The sequence below is a fragment of the Dactylosporangium sp. NPDC050688 genome, assembly GCF_040654515.1.
In the GTDB taxonomy this organism is placed as follows: Bacteria; Actinomycetota; Actinomycetes; order Mycobacteriales; family Micromonosporaceae; genus Dactylosporangium.
This window is the reverse complement of the sequence record NZ_JBFAIC010000019.1, coordinates 1-13,486: the sequence shown is the minus strand read 5'-3', so window position 1 is coordinate 13,486 and position 13,486 is coordinate 1. Positions and strand designations below refer to the sequence as shown.

Sequence of the window (13,486 nt, the reverse complement as noted above, 5' to 3'; positions counted from 1 at the left end):
GCAGGGTAGCCGCTTTCCTATGCCAAAGCGGGCAATACCGCTGCAGGTACCTCGGCCTCGATGAGGTCGGCCACCCGATCGAGGCAGGTGCCGCAGCCGGCGCCGGCGCCACACTCGTCACCCACGGCGTCCTCGGTGTGTGCCCCGGCCCGGATGACCCGCCGGATCTCGCACTCCCGCACGCGGGCGCAGATGCAGACATACACGATGGTGCTCCTCGCTTAGGCTTACCTAAGCAAGGGTGGCCTAAGTCGGCCGTTGAGACAAGGGTTGAGCAGCTATTTCCCTGCCCTGGATACGACTGTCCAACCGGACAAATGCCGTGGCCGACGCAGCCCGGCAGCTTTCAGGCGGGCCACGATCTCCTTGCCAGTGATGCTGGTGGCGCCCAGCCAGACGGCCGCCTGCACCCGGTCGGCGGGCACGTCGTAGTGATCGCGCTCGAACCCCCGCCGCGGCAGGCCCAGCAGCTCGGCGAACGCGTGCAGCTCCGCCACCGAGACGTCACTGATGAGATGGGCCCAGAGCCGGCCGTGCGCCGGCCACCGCGGCGTGTCGATGTAGAGCACGCCCACTAGCCTGCCAAACATGGATCTCAACACGGATCTCAACACGGGTCTCCTTGAGGAGCTTCGCGCCGCGCTGCCCCACGAGGGCGCCGTGCTCACCGACCCCGACCTGCTGCGATCGTACGAGCACGACGAGGCCGACCTGTGCGCCTACGGCACCCCCGCGGTCGTCGTGCGCCCCCGCACCACGGGTCAGGTCTCGGCCGTGCTGCGCGCGGCGAGCCGCCACCGGGTCCCCGTCATCCCGCAGGGCGCCCGCTCCGGGCTGGCCGGCGGCGCCAACGCCATCGACGGCGCGATCGTGCTGTCCCTGGTCGCCATGAACGAGATCATCGACATCGACCCCGCCAACCGCATCGCCGTCGTCCAGCCGGGCGTCGTCAACGCCCAGCTGCGCCGCGAGGTGGCCGCGAAGGGGCTGTACTACCCGCCGGACCCGGGCTCCTGGGAGCAGTCCACGATCGGCGGCAACGTCTCCACCGACGCGGGCGGCATGTGCTGCGTCAAGTACGGCGTCACCAGCGACCACGTCATCGGCCTGGAGGTCGTGCTGGCCAGCGGGGAGGTCCTCAACTGCGGCCGGCGCACCGCGAAGGGCGTCGCCGGCTACGACCTGACCAGCCTCTTCGTCGGCTCCGAGGGCACCCTCGGCGTGATCACCGAGATCACGGTCAAGCTGCGCCCGGCGCCGCTGTCGTCGCTGACCCTCGTCGCGGTCTTCGACACGCTGCCCGCCGCCGGCGCCGCCGTCGAGTCGATCATCGCCGCCGGCATGCAGCCGAGCATGCTGGAGGTCATCGACCGGGTCACGCTCAGCGCCATCGAGGCGTTCCGGCCGATGGGCCTGCCCACCACCGCCGCGGCACTGCTCATCGCCGCCGTCGACTCCGGCGCCGGGGCGCCGGACGACCTCGCCGCGATCGCCGGCCTCTGCCAGCGGGCGCAGGCCGCCGAGGTCCACGTCGCCACCGACGCCAGCGAGGCCGACGCCCTGCTCGCCGCCCGCCGCCTCGCGCACCCGGCGATGGAACAGTTCGCCACGCAGCTCTTCCCCGCCGGCGGCGGGGTCATGGTCGACGACGTCGCCGTGCCCCGCACCCGCCTCGTCGAGCTGATCGAGGGCATCGAGGGCATCGCCGCCGAGCACGGCACGGTCGTGGCCACCGTCGGGCACGCCGGCGACGGCAACCTGCACCCGATCATCGTCATCGACCGCTCGGACCCGACCAGCCTGGCCCGCGGCCAGAAGGTGTTCGACGCCATCATGTCCCTGGGCCTGTCCCTCGGCGGCACCTCCACCGGCGAGCACGGCGTCGGCCTGCTCAAGCGCGACTGGCTGGCGCGCGAGATCGGCCCCACCGGGCTGAAGGCGCACCGCTCGATCAAGGCCGCGCTGGACCCGGACAACATCCTCAACCCGGGCAAGATCTTCTAGCCGGCCGCCAGCACCCGCAGGTCCTCGACCAGGCCGGCGAAGGCGCTCTCGCGGTCGTCGGCGCGCAGCACCGCCGACGGGTGGATGGTCGCCACCAGCACCGCATCGTCGGCGGCCGCGAACTCCGCCGGCACGGCCAGCCGGCGCCCGTGCTCCTTCGTCACCCGGAAGGCGGGCCCCAGCATCGCCTTGGCCGCCGTCGCGCCCAGCACCACGACCTGCGCCGGGCGGATCCGGTCGAATTCCGCCACCAGCCACGGCCGGCAGGCCACGATCTCGGTCCGGTCCGGCGTCTGGTGGATGCGCCGCTTGCCCGGGGCCGCGGGCCGGTGCTTGAAGTGCTTGACGGCGTTCGTGACGTACATGCTGCCGCGGTCCAGGCCGGCCGCGTCGAACGCCCGGTCCAGCACCTTGCCGGCCGGACCGACGAAGGGCGCGCCGCGCCGGTCCTCGATGTCGCCGGGCTGCTCGCCGACGACGAGGATCCTCGCGTCGCCGGGCCCATCCCCGAAGACCGTCTGGGTCGCGTCGCGGTACAGGTGGCAGCCGTGACACGCCTTCGCCGCGAGCCGTAGCTGTTCCAGGTCGCCCTGCTCCGGCACGTACTCCTGCGCTGTCATACGGGTACTGGTACCCCGCGGGCCCGGGGTTACGTGACGGATGTGCGATCCGACTGGAAGCCGCGCACGTCGGGCACGCCGAGCCGGGCCGCGTCGGCGGTCAGGTCGTCGGGCATGCGCTGCGACTCCTGCTCGGCGGCGACCCGGGCCAGGTAGTGCTCGATCTCCCGGGACCGCGTCGCCGCGTCCCAGCCCAGCACCGCCCCCATGACCTCGGCGGTCTCGGCGGCCGAGGCGGCGCCGCGGTGGTCGGTCTCGAAGGAGATCCGGGTCCGGCGGGTGAGCACGTCCTCCAGGTGCAGCGCGCCCTCGGCGAGGGCCGCGTACGCCACCTCGGCCGCCAGGTACTCCGGGGCGCCGGGCAGCGGGCGGCGCAGCGACGGGTCCAGGGCCAGCACGTCGAAGGCGAGCGAGCCGTACCGCTCCAGCAGGTGCTCCAGGACGCCGACCGAGATCCCGTGCCGGCGGGCGAGGTCGGCGCGGTTGGTCCACAGCGCGTGGTAGCCGTCGGCGCCGAGCAGCGGCAGGTCGGCGGTGCGGGACGCCGGGACCAGCCCGCCGTGCCGGCGCAGGCCGCCGAGGCGGTGCGCGACCCGGTCGATGACGTCGGCCGCCATCACCCGGTAGGTCGTGTACTTACCGCCCGCGATCAGCATCAGCCCCAGCATCGGCTCGACCACGGCATGGGTGCGCGACAGGGCCGAGGTCTGCTCGTCGCGGCTGTGCGGCTGCCGCTGGCGGGCCTCGCGCGACAGCAGCGGGCGCAGCCCGGCGTAGACGCCCTCGATGTCCTCCGTGGACAGCGGCCGGTCCAGCACCGCGTTGACCTGGCCCAGCAGGTAGGAGATGTCGGTCGCCGACGCCGCCGGGTGCCCGCGGTCGAGGTGCCAGTCGGTGTCGGTGGTGCCGATGATCCAGTGCCCGCCCCACGGGATGACGAACAGCACCGAGGTCTGGGTGCGCAGGATCAGCCCGGCCTCGCCAGTGATCGCGGAGCGGGGCACCACCACGTGGACGCCCTTGCTCGCGCGCACCTGCAGGCCCGCCGACTCGCGCGGGCCGGCACCGGACAGCAGGCCGGCGATGTCGTCCATCCACACGCCGGTGGCGGCCACCACCGTGCGGGCGTGCACCTCGAACTCCTCGCGGGACTCCAGGTCGCGCACCCGCACCCCGGTGACCTCGCGCGCGTCGCGCAGCAGCCCGACGGCTCGGGCGCTGGGCACGACCGCCGCGCCGAGGCTGGCGGCGGTGCGGGCCAGGGTCGCGACCAGCCGGGCGTCGTCGACCTGGCCGTCGAAGTACTGGATGGCGCCGCTGATCGCGTCCTCGCGCAGCGACGGGAACCGCCGGTGGGTCTCGGCACGGGACAGGTGCCGGTGCAGCGGCATCCCGCGGGGCGCGGACCCGCGCAGCTGGGCGGCGGTGGCGAACGCGTCGTAGAGGCCGACGCCGGCGCCGTAGTAGGCGCGCTGCCAGACGCGCTGCGCGACGCCGGTCAGACCGCGGTGCGCGGGCAACGGCACCAGGATCGGCACCGGCCGGACCAGGTGCGGCGCGAGGCGGGTGGCGAGCAGGCCGCGCTCCTGCAGGGCCTCGGCGACCAGGCCGAACTCGAGCTGCTCGAGATACCGCAGGCCGCCGTGGATCAGCTTCGAGGACCGGCTGGACGTGCCGGAGGCCAGGTCACGGGCCTCGACGAGGGCGACGGACAGCCCGCGGGACGCGGCGTCGACGGCCGCACCGGCGCCGGTGACGCCGCCGCCGATGATCAGGACGTCGAAGCGCTCGCGGCGCAGCCTGGCGACGTCCTGCGCACGGCGGGCCGGCGACAGGCGGCTGGCCTCGAAACGGGACGTGGAGGGTTCACGGCGCACACCATTACCGTAGCCGCGCCCGTCACGAGTTGGTGTGGGATGAGGCCGTGGGGGAATCAGACCAGCGTGTCCATCACCGAACGTATCGTCAGCGCGCCGGCCGACCAGGTCTACTCCGTCCTCGCCGACGGGTGGTCCTACAGCGACTGGGTCGTCGGCACCGCCCATATCCGTGACGTCGATGCGTCGTGGCCCGAACCCGGCACGCGGCTGCATCACAAGGCCGGCCCCTGGCCCGTGTCGGTCAAGGACCGCAGCGAGTCACTGGCGTGTGAGCAGGACCGGATGCTGCTGCTCAAGGTGCACCTGTGGCCGTTCGGCGCGGGCCAGGTCCGCTTCACGCTCGACCCGCTCGACGACCAGGCGACCCGGGTGACGATGCAGGAGCAGTTCACCGACGGGCCGCTCGTCGGGGTGCGCAACAAGGTCGGCGACGTCCTGCTGCACTACCGCAACGCCGAGGCGCTGAGCCGCCTGGCGGACCTGGCGGAGCGGCGGGCTCAGTCCCTGCCGTAGACGGCGCGCATCGCCTTTCCGACACCGGCCGCGTAGACGTCACCGAGCAGCGGCCGGTGCCGGGCCAGCGCGGCGCGGGCCGCGTTGGCGCCGGGGGAGCCGTGCACCCCGCCGCCCGGGTGGGCGCTGGAGCTGGCCAGGTACAGCCGGTCGATCGGCGTGTCGGCCCGCCCGAGGTTCGTCACCGGCCGCCAGAACAGCTGCTGGTACGCCGCCGCCGTGCCGCCGTTGATCGCCCCGTCGACCAGGCTCGGGTTCTCCGCGGCCAGCTCGGCGGGGCCGCTGACGTGCTTGGCGAGGACGAGGTCGGCGAAGCCCGGGGCGTGCCGGCGCATCGCGTCCTCGACCCGGGCGACCTGCGTGCGCACCATCTCCGCGTCGACCTCGCCGGGGCGCACGGGTCGGGGCAGGTGGGTGTACGCCCACAGCGACTCGGTGCCGGCCGGCGAGCGGGTCGGGTCCGAGGTGGTCATCTGGCCGACGAGCAGGAAAGGGTCCTGCGGCGCCCGGCCGACGGCCAGGTCGGCGGCGTAGCGCTGCGGGTCGGCGCCGAGGTGGATGGTCCCGGCACCGGCGACCTCCGGCGAGATCCACGGGGCCTTGCCCGACAGCGCCCAGTCGATCTTCAGCGTGGCGTTGTCCCAGCGGAAGCCCTCCAGGTCACGCAGCAGCCGGGCGGGCAGATGATCCTTCAGGACCAGGCTCTGGTACAGGGTGGGCGCCGGCACATCGGCGAGCACGGCCCGGCGGGCCCGGACGAGGCCGCCGCCGACGCACCCGACGCCCAGGGCCCGCCCGCCGCCGACGATCACCCGCTCGACCATCGCACCGGTGCGGATCTGGCCGTGGCCCGTCGCCGCCAACCGGCGGACCAGGGCGTCGGTCAGCTGCTGGGCGCCGCCGACGGGCACCGGGAAGCCGTACTGCTGGCCGAGCATCGCCAGCAGCCAGCCGAACCCGCCGCTGGCCGAGTCGTCCGGGGTGAGGTCGGTGTGCAGGGCCAGGCCGGTGAGCAGCAGCCGGGCGCCGTCGCCGCGGAAGAGCTCCTCGCCGAGGACCCGCGCCGGGACCAGGAACCTGCGGCCGAGCCGCAGCGCCTCGCCCAGGCCCGCGTGCGCGGCCAGCCTGATCCCCGAACGGACCGGCGGGAACGGGGTGAGCAGCGACGGGATCAGGTCCGCGGAGAGCCGGCGCCATTGGGCGTACACCTGCCGCCAACGCTCCCCGTCGCCGGGTGCGAACCGGTCCAGCGACTCGGCCGTGAGGTCCAGCTCGCGGCTGAGCACCGCGGCACGGCCGTCCGGGAACAGGTGCGCGACGACCTCCGGCGCGTGCGTCCACCGCAGGCCGTGCGCCTCCAGGTCGAGCGCGCGCAGCGGCGGCGAGGCGGCGCTGAGCGGGTAGAACGCGCTGCACAGGTCGTTGAGGAACCCGGGCGCGGTGATCTGCGCCGAGCGCACGGCGCCGCCCACGTGGTCGGTGCCCTCCAGCACGACGACGTCCCAACCCGCGTCGGCGAGCATGTTGGCGGCGACGAGCCCGTTGTGCCCGCCGCCGATGACCACCGCGTCCACTGCTTCCGTCATACCCCACACTTTGCCCCCGCAGGTCATCCGAAACTGTCACACCCGGGTCGTAGAGTGCCGCCATGACGAGGTCACGGGGGTGGGCGCTGGGATTGACCATCGTCCTCGGCCTTTGGGCGGTGGCGGTCACCATCGGCGTCCATGCCGGCGCCTGGCTGGTCGGCGAGGCCGTGCAGGCCCTGGGGTCGACCGCCCCGCGGTGGTTCTGGCCCGTCGCGGGCTGGCTTGCCGCCGTCCTCGTCGCGGGGCCCGCCATGCTGCTGGCGTGGCTGTCGCCGGTGCCGTTCGCGCGCACCGCCGGCCGGCAGTGGGCGCTCACCGCGCTGCTCGGCGGCCTGCTCGGCACCGCGCGGTTCGTCCCCGACACCTATCACGAGGTCTATCTGGCGCTGCTCGCCCTGCTGGCCGCGGCGGCGGCGCTGGTGCACCGCGCCGTGCGGGGCCGGGCGGAGCGCGCCGACCGCTGGCTGCTGTGGCTGGCGCTGGCGGCCGGGCTGGTCGCGCTGCTGCCGTGGCTGTGGGTCGGCGCGTTCGGCGGGCTGGTGGAGACGGTGGCCGCGCTGCTCGCCGCGGTGGCGGTGGCCTGGCTTGCGGCGCGGCCGGCCACGGCGCTCACCGCGCTCGGCGCGTCGCCGCGCAGCACCTGGGGTGGCACGGCGCTCGGCGGCCTGACCGCCGGGGTCGGCCTGCTCACCCTGGTCGCCGGCGTCGGCGAGCCGGCGGTGCAGCTGTTCGCCCTGGTCGCGATCCCGCCGCTGGCGTTCCCGCTGGCCGCGCTGGCGCGCCGGGGCCGCCCGGCGGTGCCGGCCCTGCTGGCGCCCGCCCTGTTCGGGCCGCTCGCGCTGATCGACCCCGACGAGACGACGCTGCTGCTGGGCCTGCGTGACGTCGCCTTCTGGGCCGTCATCGGCGCCGTGGCGAGCCTGATCCTGGTGCTGCTGGCCGGCGCGGCCCTCGTGCCGGCGACCGGCCGCGTCCGGTGGCTGCCCCGGTTCGCCGCCCTGACCGCGGCCGTCGTCGCGGCCGCCGGCGTGCTCGTCGCCACCGCCCTCGGCCAGCCGGGCCTGCACGGCGAGCGCCTCTTCGTGATCATGAAGGAGCAGGCCGACCTGAGCGGGCTGCGCGACGTGCCCGACCGCACCACCCGCATCCGGCAGACCTATGAGCGGCTGGTCGGCACCGCCGAACGCTCGCAGGCCCCACTGCGCGCGGCGCTGCGCGCCAAGCGCCTGGACTTCACCCCGTTCTACCTGGTCAACGGCGTTGAGGTGCACGCTGGCCCGCTCGCCCGGCAGTGGCTGGAGGGCCGCTCCGACGTCGACCGGGTCCTGCTCAACCCGCAGCTGCGGCCGCTGCCCGTCACCCCGGGACCGGCGCACGACGGATCGTCCGTCGCGCCGGCCACCCCGCCGTGGAACGTGACGCTCATCAAGGCCGACCAGGTCTGGTCCGAGTTCACCACCGGCCGCGGCATCGTCGTGGGCAGCTCCGACTCCGGCGTCGACGGCAACCACCCCGCGCTGCGCAGCTCGTTCCGCGGCTCGGACGACTCGTGGCTCGACCCGTTCGGCCACACCAGGGTCCCGTTCGACCCCAACGGCCACGGCACCCACACCCTGGCCACCGCGGTCGGCGTGGGCGTCGGCGTGGCCCCCGGCGCGCAATGGATCGCCTGTGCCAACCTGCCGCGCAACCTGGGCAGCATGTCCGCCTACCTGGACTGCCTGCAGTTCATGCTGGCCCCTTACCCGGCGGGCGCCGACCCGCTGCACGCCGGCGAGCCCCAGCGCGCCCCGCACGTGCTCACCAACTCGTGGGGCTGCCCGAAGCTGGAGGGCTGCGACACCCGCTCCCTGCAGCAGGCCGTCGACGCCTTCTCCGCCGCCGGCATCTTCTTCGTCGCCGCCGCCGGCAACACGGGCCCCGACTGCGCCACCGTCACCGACCCGCCGGCCAACTATCCAGCCACCTTCACCATCGGCGCCGTCACCAGGACCGCCCAGGTCGCCTCCTTCTCCAGCCGCGGCCCCACCCCCGCCGGCCTGCCCAAGCCCGACCTCATGGCCCCCGGCGCCGCCATCGTCTCCGCCCTGCCCGGCGGCGGCTATGGCGCCCTGAGCGGCACCTCCATGGCCACTCCCCACGTGGCGGGCGTGGTCGCCCTGATGTGGGCGGCCAACCCGGCCCTCATCGGCCACATCGAGCAGACCCGCACCCTGATGCTGCGCACCACCCAACCCGTCGACGCCACCACCTCCCCGTGCGGCCAGGCCGACACAGCGGGCGCCGGCTTGGTCGACGCCCTGTCCGCCGTTCGCGCCGCCACGGCCGCCACCCAAACCCCCACCCCTTGACGCTCTGTCTGTGGTTGTGCCGCCCTCCGCCGCGATCCAGCCAGGCAAATCTGACCCGGGCCGCCCGCCCGTTCCCCTTCGCCGCGATCCAGCCGGGCAGACCCGCTCCGACCCGTCTGTCGTCCCTTCGCCGCGAGCCGCGATCCAGCCAGACCCGCACCGCAGCCGCACGTCGTCACCCTCTGCGCCCGACCGGACCGACCGGCATCTTGTCGCCGCACAACCGCAACCGCCGCGACCAGGACCACCTTCGGTGGGCGTTCGGCATCTCGCCCTGCGGGCAGGACGCGATGCCGGGGCCGCCGACGTTCATCGGCGCCTTCGCCACCGAGCCCCGTTCCCCGGCTCCGGCGAACCCGGCGGCGGCCTCCAGCTCACCCCGCTCATCTCCGCCCGCCGTCGTCGCGGGTGCACGTCAGGCGCACCGGCATCCGGGCGGGCCGAGCCGCCCGTCGTCACCATCGTCGGGGCCGGCGCTCCACACGCCTGTCCGCCGGCTTGGTTGTCCTCGCTTCGGGCCGGCGCTCGGTCGCGCCTCCCGCCGCGGCGCCGGCTCGGCGACCCGTCGACCGCCATCCCGGGCAACCAGCACAGCACCCCATCGACCTGCTCAATTCCACCGGCCACCCCAGCGAGGCGCGTCAGCCGGCTCGCCGACACAACCGCCTGGTGCTCTGATCACGGACGTTCACGGTGTTGGTCAGGCCGCGCGGTCCAGGCCGGGGCGGAGTGGTTGGAGCCGGTGGCGGTGAACCTGCGCAAGGGTCCGAAGTGCGCTTCGGTCGGGCTGGCCGTCGGGCCGACCGTCGGGCTGGCCGTCGGGCTGGCCGTCGGGCTGGCCGTCGGGCTGGCCGTCGGGCTGGCCGTCGGGCTGGCCGTCGGGCTGGCCCAGGATGAGTGCGCCGGGGGCGGCGAGTGGCCAGTCCCGTACCGGCCGCGACCGGCTCACTGGTGATCTTGCCTGGTTGATCGAAGTCGTGTCGTGGTCGCCCGGACGGCCAGGGCGCGACTTGGATCACCACAGCGATCCGGCCGGCAGGGCGGCGACCACCGGCCAGGATGAGTGCGCCGGGCGCGGCGAGTGGCCGGGCGCAGCGAGTGGCCGGGGCGCGGCGAGTGGCCGATCCCATACCGGCCGCGACCAGCTCACAGGTGATCTCGCCTGATTGATCGAAGTCGTGTCGTGGTCGCCCGGACGGCCAGGGCGCGACTTGGATCACCACGGTGGTCCGGCCGGCGGGGCGGCGACCACCGGCCAGGATGAGTGCGCCGGGCGCGGCGAGTGGCCGGGCGCAGCGAGTGGCCGGGCGCGGCGAGTGGCCGATCCCGTACCGGCCGCGACCAGCTCACAGGTGATCTCGCCTGGTTGATCGAAGTCGTGCCGTGGTCGCCCGGACGGCCAGGGCGCGACTTGGATCACCACGGTGGTCCGGCCGGCGGGGCGGCGGCCACCGGGATGCCGCACGCACGCACGTGAGGCTGCCGCGCGCAGCGCAGACACTGCCAGCGCGGCAGCGAGCATGGAGGGCTCCAGGCGGGCACCCCCGGGCCGGCTGAGGCCCGCCCCACCAGCGCGGAGGGGAGTTTCTCGCCGCACCCGTACAGCGGAGGGGCCACACCCGGGGAGCGCCAGTGGTCACAGCCCTAGGCGCTTCGGGTGGCTCCCCGGGGCGGGCCACCACCGCAGCCGGCAGGGCTGGTCAAGAGGGGGCCGGGCGGCCGGATCAGGCCCGGCTAACAGTTAGGTAGGTTTACTGAATGATCGTTGACGGGGTGGATGAGTGGGCGGTGGTCCGGCTGTGCGGGCGGGCGTTGGATCTGCCGGAGGATGCCGGGGAGGCGGAGGCGCTGGTGCGGCGGCTCGCGGCGCCGCCGGTCGACCGGGTCACGGTGCGGCTCGCGGTGCTGGACCACGACGGGTCGGCGGCGGGGGTGGTGCTCGGGTCGATCAGTGACGCCGACCCGCTGCTGGGGCACGTCGAGCTGATCGCGGTCCACCCCGACCGGCGGCGGGAAGGCATCGGCACGGCGTTGCTGGCGGCGGCGGAGCGGCGGCTGGCGGATCTCGGGGTGCAGCGGGTGCGGATCGGGGGGAACCCGCCGTGCTACGCCTGGCCGGGGATCGACGTCAGGTACACGCCGGCGGTGTGCCTGGCGCAGCGGGCCGGGTACGAACGCAGCAACACCGCCTGGAACATGACCGCCGACCTGAGCGTGGTCAGTCCGTCGGCGCAGGCGGACGAGGAGCGGCTGGACGGCGCCGGGGTGAAGGTGATGCGGGCCGGGGCCGACACGCCCGGCTGGGTGCGGGGCATCTGGGGTGACGGCTGGGCCTGGGAGGTCGGGCAGTCGCTCGACCGGGACGGCGCCGGCTGCTGGGTGGCGGTGCGGGACGGCGAGATCCTGGGGTTCGCGGCGTACGGCGCCAACCGCCCCTCCTGGTTCGGCCCGATGGGCACCGCGCCGGCGGCGGAGGGGCTCGGGGTCGGGCGGGTCCTGCTGCGGCGGTGCCTCGCGGACCAGCTCGCCGGCGGGCACCGGACGGCGCAGATCGGCTGGGCGGGCCCCGTGGCGTTCTACTCCAAGACGGTCGGCGCGCGGGTCGAGCGGGTCTTCTGGATCTACACGAAGCAGCTGTAGGACCAACGCATGAAGGGCAGGATGTGGGTTCGCCACGATCCTGCCCCGCACACGTCGCACCGGCGCCCAGTGATCCCCCGTCGCGCCACGGGCGACCGGTGCCGTCTCAAAAGCGGCACGAGGCCGCGAACTGTTACCCGCGAAAGGCCTCAGCGGTCGGGCTGGTTGCCGCGCTTGTCCTGCATCGTGGTCTGCTCCTGCTGGAGCTTCTTCGCCTGCATCGTGGCCGTGTTCGCGGTCGCCGGCTTGCCCGCGATGTCCGCGTCCGGCGTGATGGTCATGTCGTCGGCAAGGTCCGGGTCCATGTAGCCGAGGTCGTCCTCGCTGCGGTGCATGCCGCGGCTGTCGAAGTTGCTGTTCTTCTCTGACTTACCCATGGCTTCCCCCTCGTGTAGGCCGCTCCCACCATATGAGGACCCTTCACGTGATGCCGGCAAAATCCGCATTTCGTTCCTACAGTCGGTGGGATGAGCAGTGCGATACCCGTCATCGACGGCCACAATGACCTGCCCTGGCGGCTGCGGATGCGGGCCGAGGCGGCCGACGTCGCCGAGCACGCCGAGGGGCTGCACACCGACCTGCCCCGGCTGCACGAAGGCGGCGTGCGGGCGCAGTTCTGGTCGGTGTACGTGCCCTGCGGCGGCCCCCAGCCCGAGGCGACCGTGAAGGTGCTGGAGCAGATCGACCTGGTACGGCGGCTGGTCGAGGCGCACCCGGACCAGCTGGCGCTCGCGACCACCGCCGGGGAGGTCGAGCGGATCGCCGGCAGCGGGCGGATCGCGTCGCTGCTGGGTGCCGAGGGCGGGCACTGCCTGGACGACTCGCTCGGTGTGCTGCGCAGCCTGTACCGGCTGGGCGTGCGGTACCTCACCCTCACCCACGGCAGGAACACCGCCTGGGCGGACAGCGCCACCGACGAGCCGGCGGTCGGCGGGCTGTCGCCGTTCGGCGTGGAGGTGGTGCGCGAGCTCAACCGGCTGGGCATGATGGCCGACCTGTCGCACGTCGCACCCTCGACGATGCACGCGGCGCTGGACGTGTCGACGGCGCCGGCGTTCTTCTCGCACTCCTCGGCGCGGGCGCTGTGCGACCATCCGCGCAACGTGCCCGACGACGTCCTGACCCGCGTGCGCGACACCGGCGGGGTGGTGATGGTGACGTTCGTGCCGTTCTTCCTCAACGAGGCCTGCCGGCAGTGGGGCGACGAGCTGTACCGGGTGGAGGACGCCATCCCGGCCGAGTTCGGCTCGGCGGAGTTCGAGCGGCAGCAGCGGGAGTGGATCGCCGCCAACCCGTGCCCGCCGTCGAGCGTCCGGGACGTCGCCGACCACGTGGAGCACGTCCGCGACGTCGCCGGGATCGGCGCGGTCGGCATCGGCGGCGACTTCGACGGCACGGAGGTACTGCCGGAGGGCCTGCCCGACGTGTCGGCGTATCCGGCGCTGTTCGACGAGCTGCGCGGCCGCCGCTGGTCCGACGCCGACCTGCGCAAGCTTGGCTGGGACAACACCCTGCGCGTCCTGCGCGACACCTGCGGCTGACGAAGCCCCGGACAGCAAAGCTGACGAAGCCCCGGACGGCAAAAACCCCCGGACGGCAAGAGCCCCGGACAGCAAGACTGACGAAGCCCCGGACGGCAAAAGCCCCCGGAGGACAAGAGCCCCCGGACGGCAAGAAGGGCAGGCCCGGCAGGGCCTGCCCTTCTGACGTGGAACCGGACTTAGAAGTCCATGTCGCCGCCGCCGGGCGCACCCGCCGGCGCCGGGGTCTTCTCCGGCTTGTCCGCCACCACGGCCTCGGTGGTGAGGAAGAGCGCCGCGATGGAGGCGGCGTTCTGCAGGGCGGAGCGGGTGACCTTGGCGGGGTCGATGATGCCCTCGCCGAGCAGG

Annotated in this window: 12 protein-coding genes and 1 pseudogene; 6 read left to right on the top strand and 7 right to left on the bottom strand. The window is 74.0% G+C overall.

Annotated elements, in window-relative coordinates; translation table 11 throughout:
• Positions 1-17 precede the first annotated feature (17 nt).
• On the bottom strand, positions 18-206 hold the full coding sequence (locus AB0H83_RS19975; protein ID WP_360095666.1) for a (2Fe-2S)-binding protein: 189 nt from the start codon (positions 204-206) through the stop codon (positions 18-20).
• Positions 207-278: 72 nt separating this feature from the next.
• Complete coding sequence (locus AB0H83_RS19970) at positions 279-569, bottom strand: DUF4031 domain-containing protein (protein ID WP_360095663.1); 291 nt, start codon at positions 567-569, stop codon at positions 279-281.
• Positions 570-588: 19 nt separating this feature from the next.
• On the opposite strand from AB0H83_RS19970, the gene AB0H83_RS19965 reads away from it, so the two are divergent.
• The gene (locus AB0H83_RS19965) at positions 589-2,004 is read left to right on the top strand and encodes an FAD-linked oxidase C-terminal domain-containing protein (protein ID WP_360095660.1); all 1,416 of its coding nucleotides are present in this window, start codon (positions 589-591) and stop codon (positions 2,002-2,004) included.
• Here AB0H83_RS19965 and AB0H83_RS19960 read toward each other — a convergent pair.
• Both AB0H83_RS19960 and AB0H83_RS19955 read right to left on the bottom strand, forming a co-directional pair.
• Positions 2,001-2,624 (bottom strand): UdgX family uracil-DNA binding protein, encoded by a 624-nt coding sequence (locus tag AB0H83_RS19960; protein WP_360095657.1) that lies wholly within the window; start codon positions 2,622-2,624, stop codon positions 2,001-2,003. The two genes, AB0H83_RS19965 and AB0H83_RS19960, sit on opposite strands and share 4 nt — an antisense overlap.
• 29 nt (positions 2,625-2,653) lie before the next feature.
• Complete coding sequence (locus tag AB0H83_RS19955; protein WP_360095654.1) at positions 2,654-4,501, bottom strand: glycerol-3-phosphate dehydrogenase/oxidase; 1,848 nt, start codon at positions 4,499-4,501, stop codon at positions 2,654-2,656.
• A 66-nt stretch (positions 4,502-4,567) separates the two neighbouring features.
• Here AB0H83_RS19955 and AB0H83_RS19950 point away from each other — a divergent pair, with 66 nt between their 5' ends.
• On the top strand, positions 4,568-5,017 hold the full coding sequence (locus AB0H83_RS19950; RefSeq protein ID WP_360095651.1) for an SRPBCC family protein: 450 nt from the start codon (positions 4,568-4,570) through the stop codon (positions 5,015-5,017).
• Here AB0H83_RS19950 and AB0H83_RS19945 read toward each other — a convergent pair.
• Entirely contained in the window at positions 5,002-6,603 is a 1,602-nt protein-coding gene (locus AB0H83_RS19945) for an NAD(P)/FAD-dependent oxidoreductase (protein ID WP_360095648.1), read from the bottom strand. The genes AB0H83_RS19950 and AB0H83_RS19945 overlap by 16 nt on opposite strands.
• A gap of 62 nt (positions 6,604-6,665) precedes the next feature.
• Here AB0H83_RS19945 and AB0H83_RS19940 point away from each other — a divergent pair, with 62 nt between their 5' ends.
• From AB0H83_RS19940 to AB0H83_RS19930, 3 genes are all read left to right on the top strand, one after another.
• The gene (locus AB0H83_RS19940) at positions 6,666-8,957 is read left to right on the top strand and encodes a S8 family serine peptidase (protein ID WP_360095645.1); all 2,292 of its coding nucleotides are present in this window, start codon (positions 6,666-6,668) and stop codon (positions 8,955-8,957) included.
• A 742-nt stretch (positions 8,958-9,699) separates the two neighbouring features.
• Positions 9,700-9,912 carry a hypothetical protein gene (locus AB0H83_RS19935; RefSeq protein ID WP_360095642.1) on the top strand — a complete coding sequence of 71 codons (213 nt, stop codon included), beginning with the start codon at positions 9,700-9,702 and terminating at the stop codon, positions 9,910-9,912.
• Positions 9,913-10,715: 803 nt separating this feature from the next.
• Positions 10,716-11,597, top strand: coding sequence for a GNAT family N-acetyltransferase (locus AB0H83_RS19930; protein ID WP_360095639.1), 882 nt, complete (start codon positions 10,716-10,718; stop codon positions 11,595-11,597).
• Positions 11,598-11,746: 149 nt separating this feature from the next.
• On the opposite strand, the gene AB0H83_RS19925 is transcribed toward AB0H83_RS19930, so the two are convergent.
• Positions 11,747-11,974, bottom strand: a complete 228-nt coding sequence (locus AB0H83_RS19925; RefSeq protein WP_360095635.1) for a hypothetical protein — start codon at positions 11,972-11,974, stop codon at positions 11,747-11,749.
• A gap of 90 nt (positions 11,975-12,064) precedes the next feature.
• On the opposite strand from AB0H83_RS19925, the gene AB0H83_RS19920 reads away from it, so the two are divergent.
• A complete protein-coding gene (locus AB0H83_RS19920; protein WP_360095632.1) occupies positions 12,065-13,138 on the top strand; it encodes a dipeptidase in 1,074 nt (357 codons plus the stop codon).
• A 179-nt stretch (positions 13,139-13,317) separates the two neighbouring features.
• Here AB0H83_RS19920 and groEL read toward each other — a convergent pair.
• Positions 13,318-13,486: pseudogene (gene groEL, locus AB0H83_RS19915) on the bottom strand (chaperonin GroEL); the annotation flags it as partial.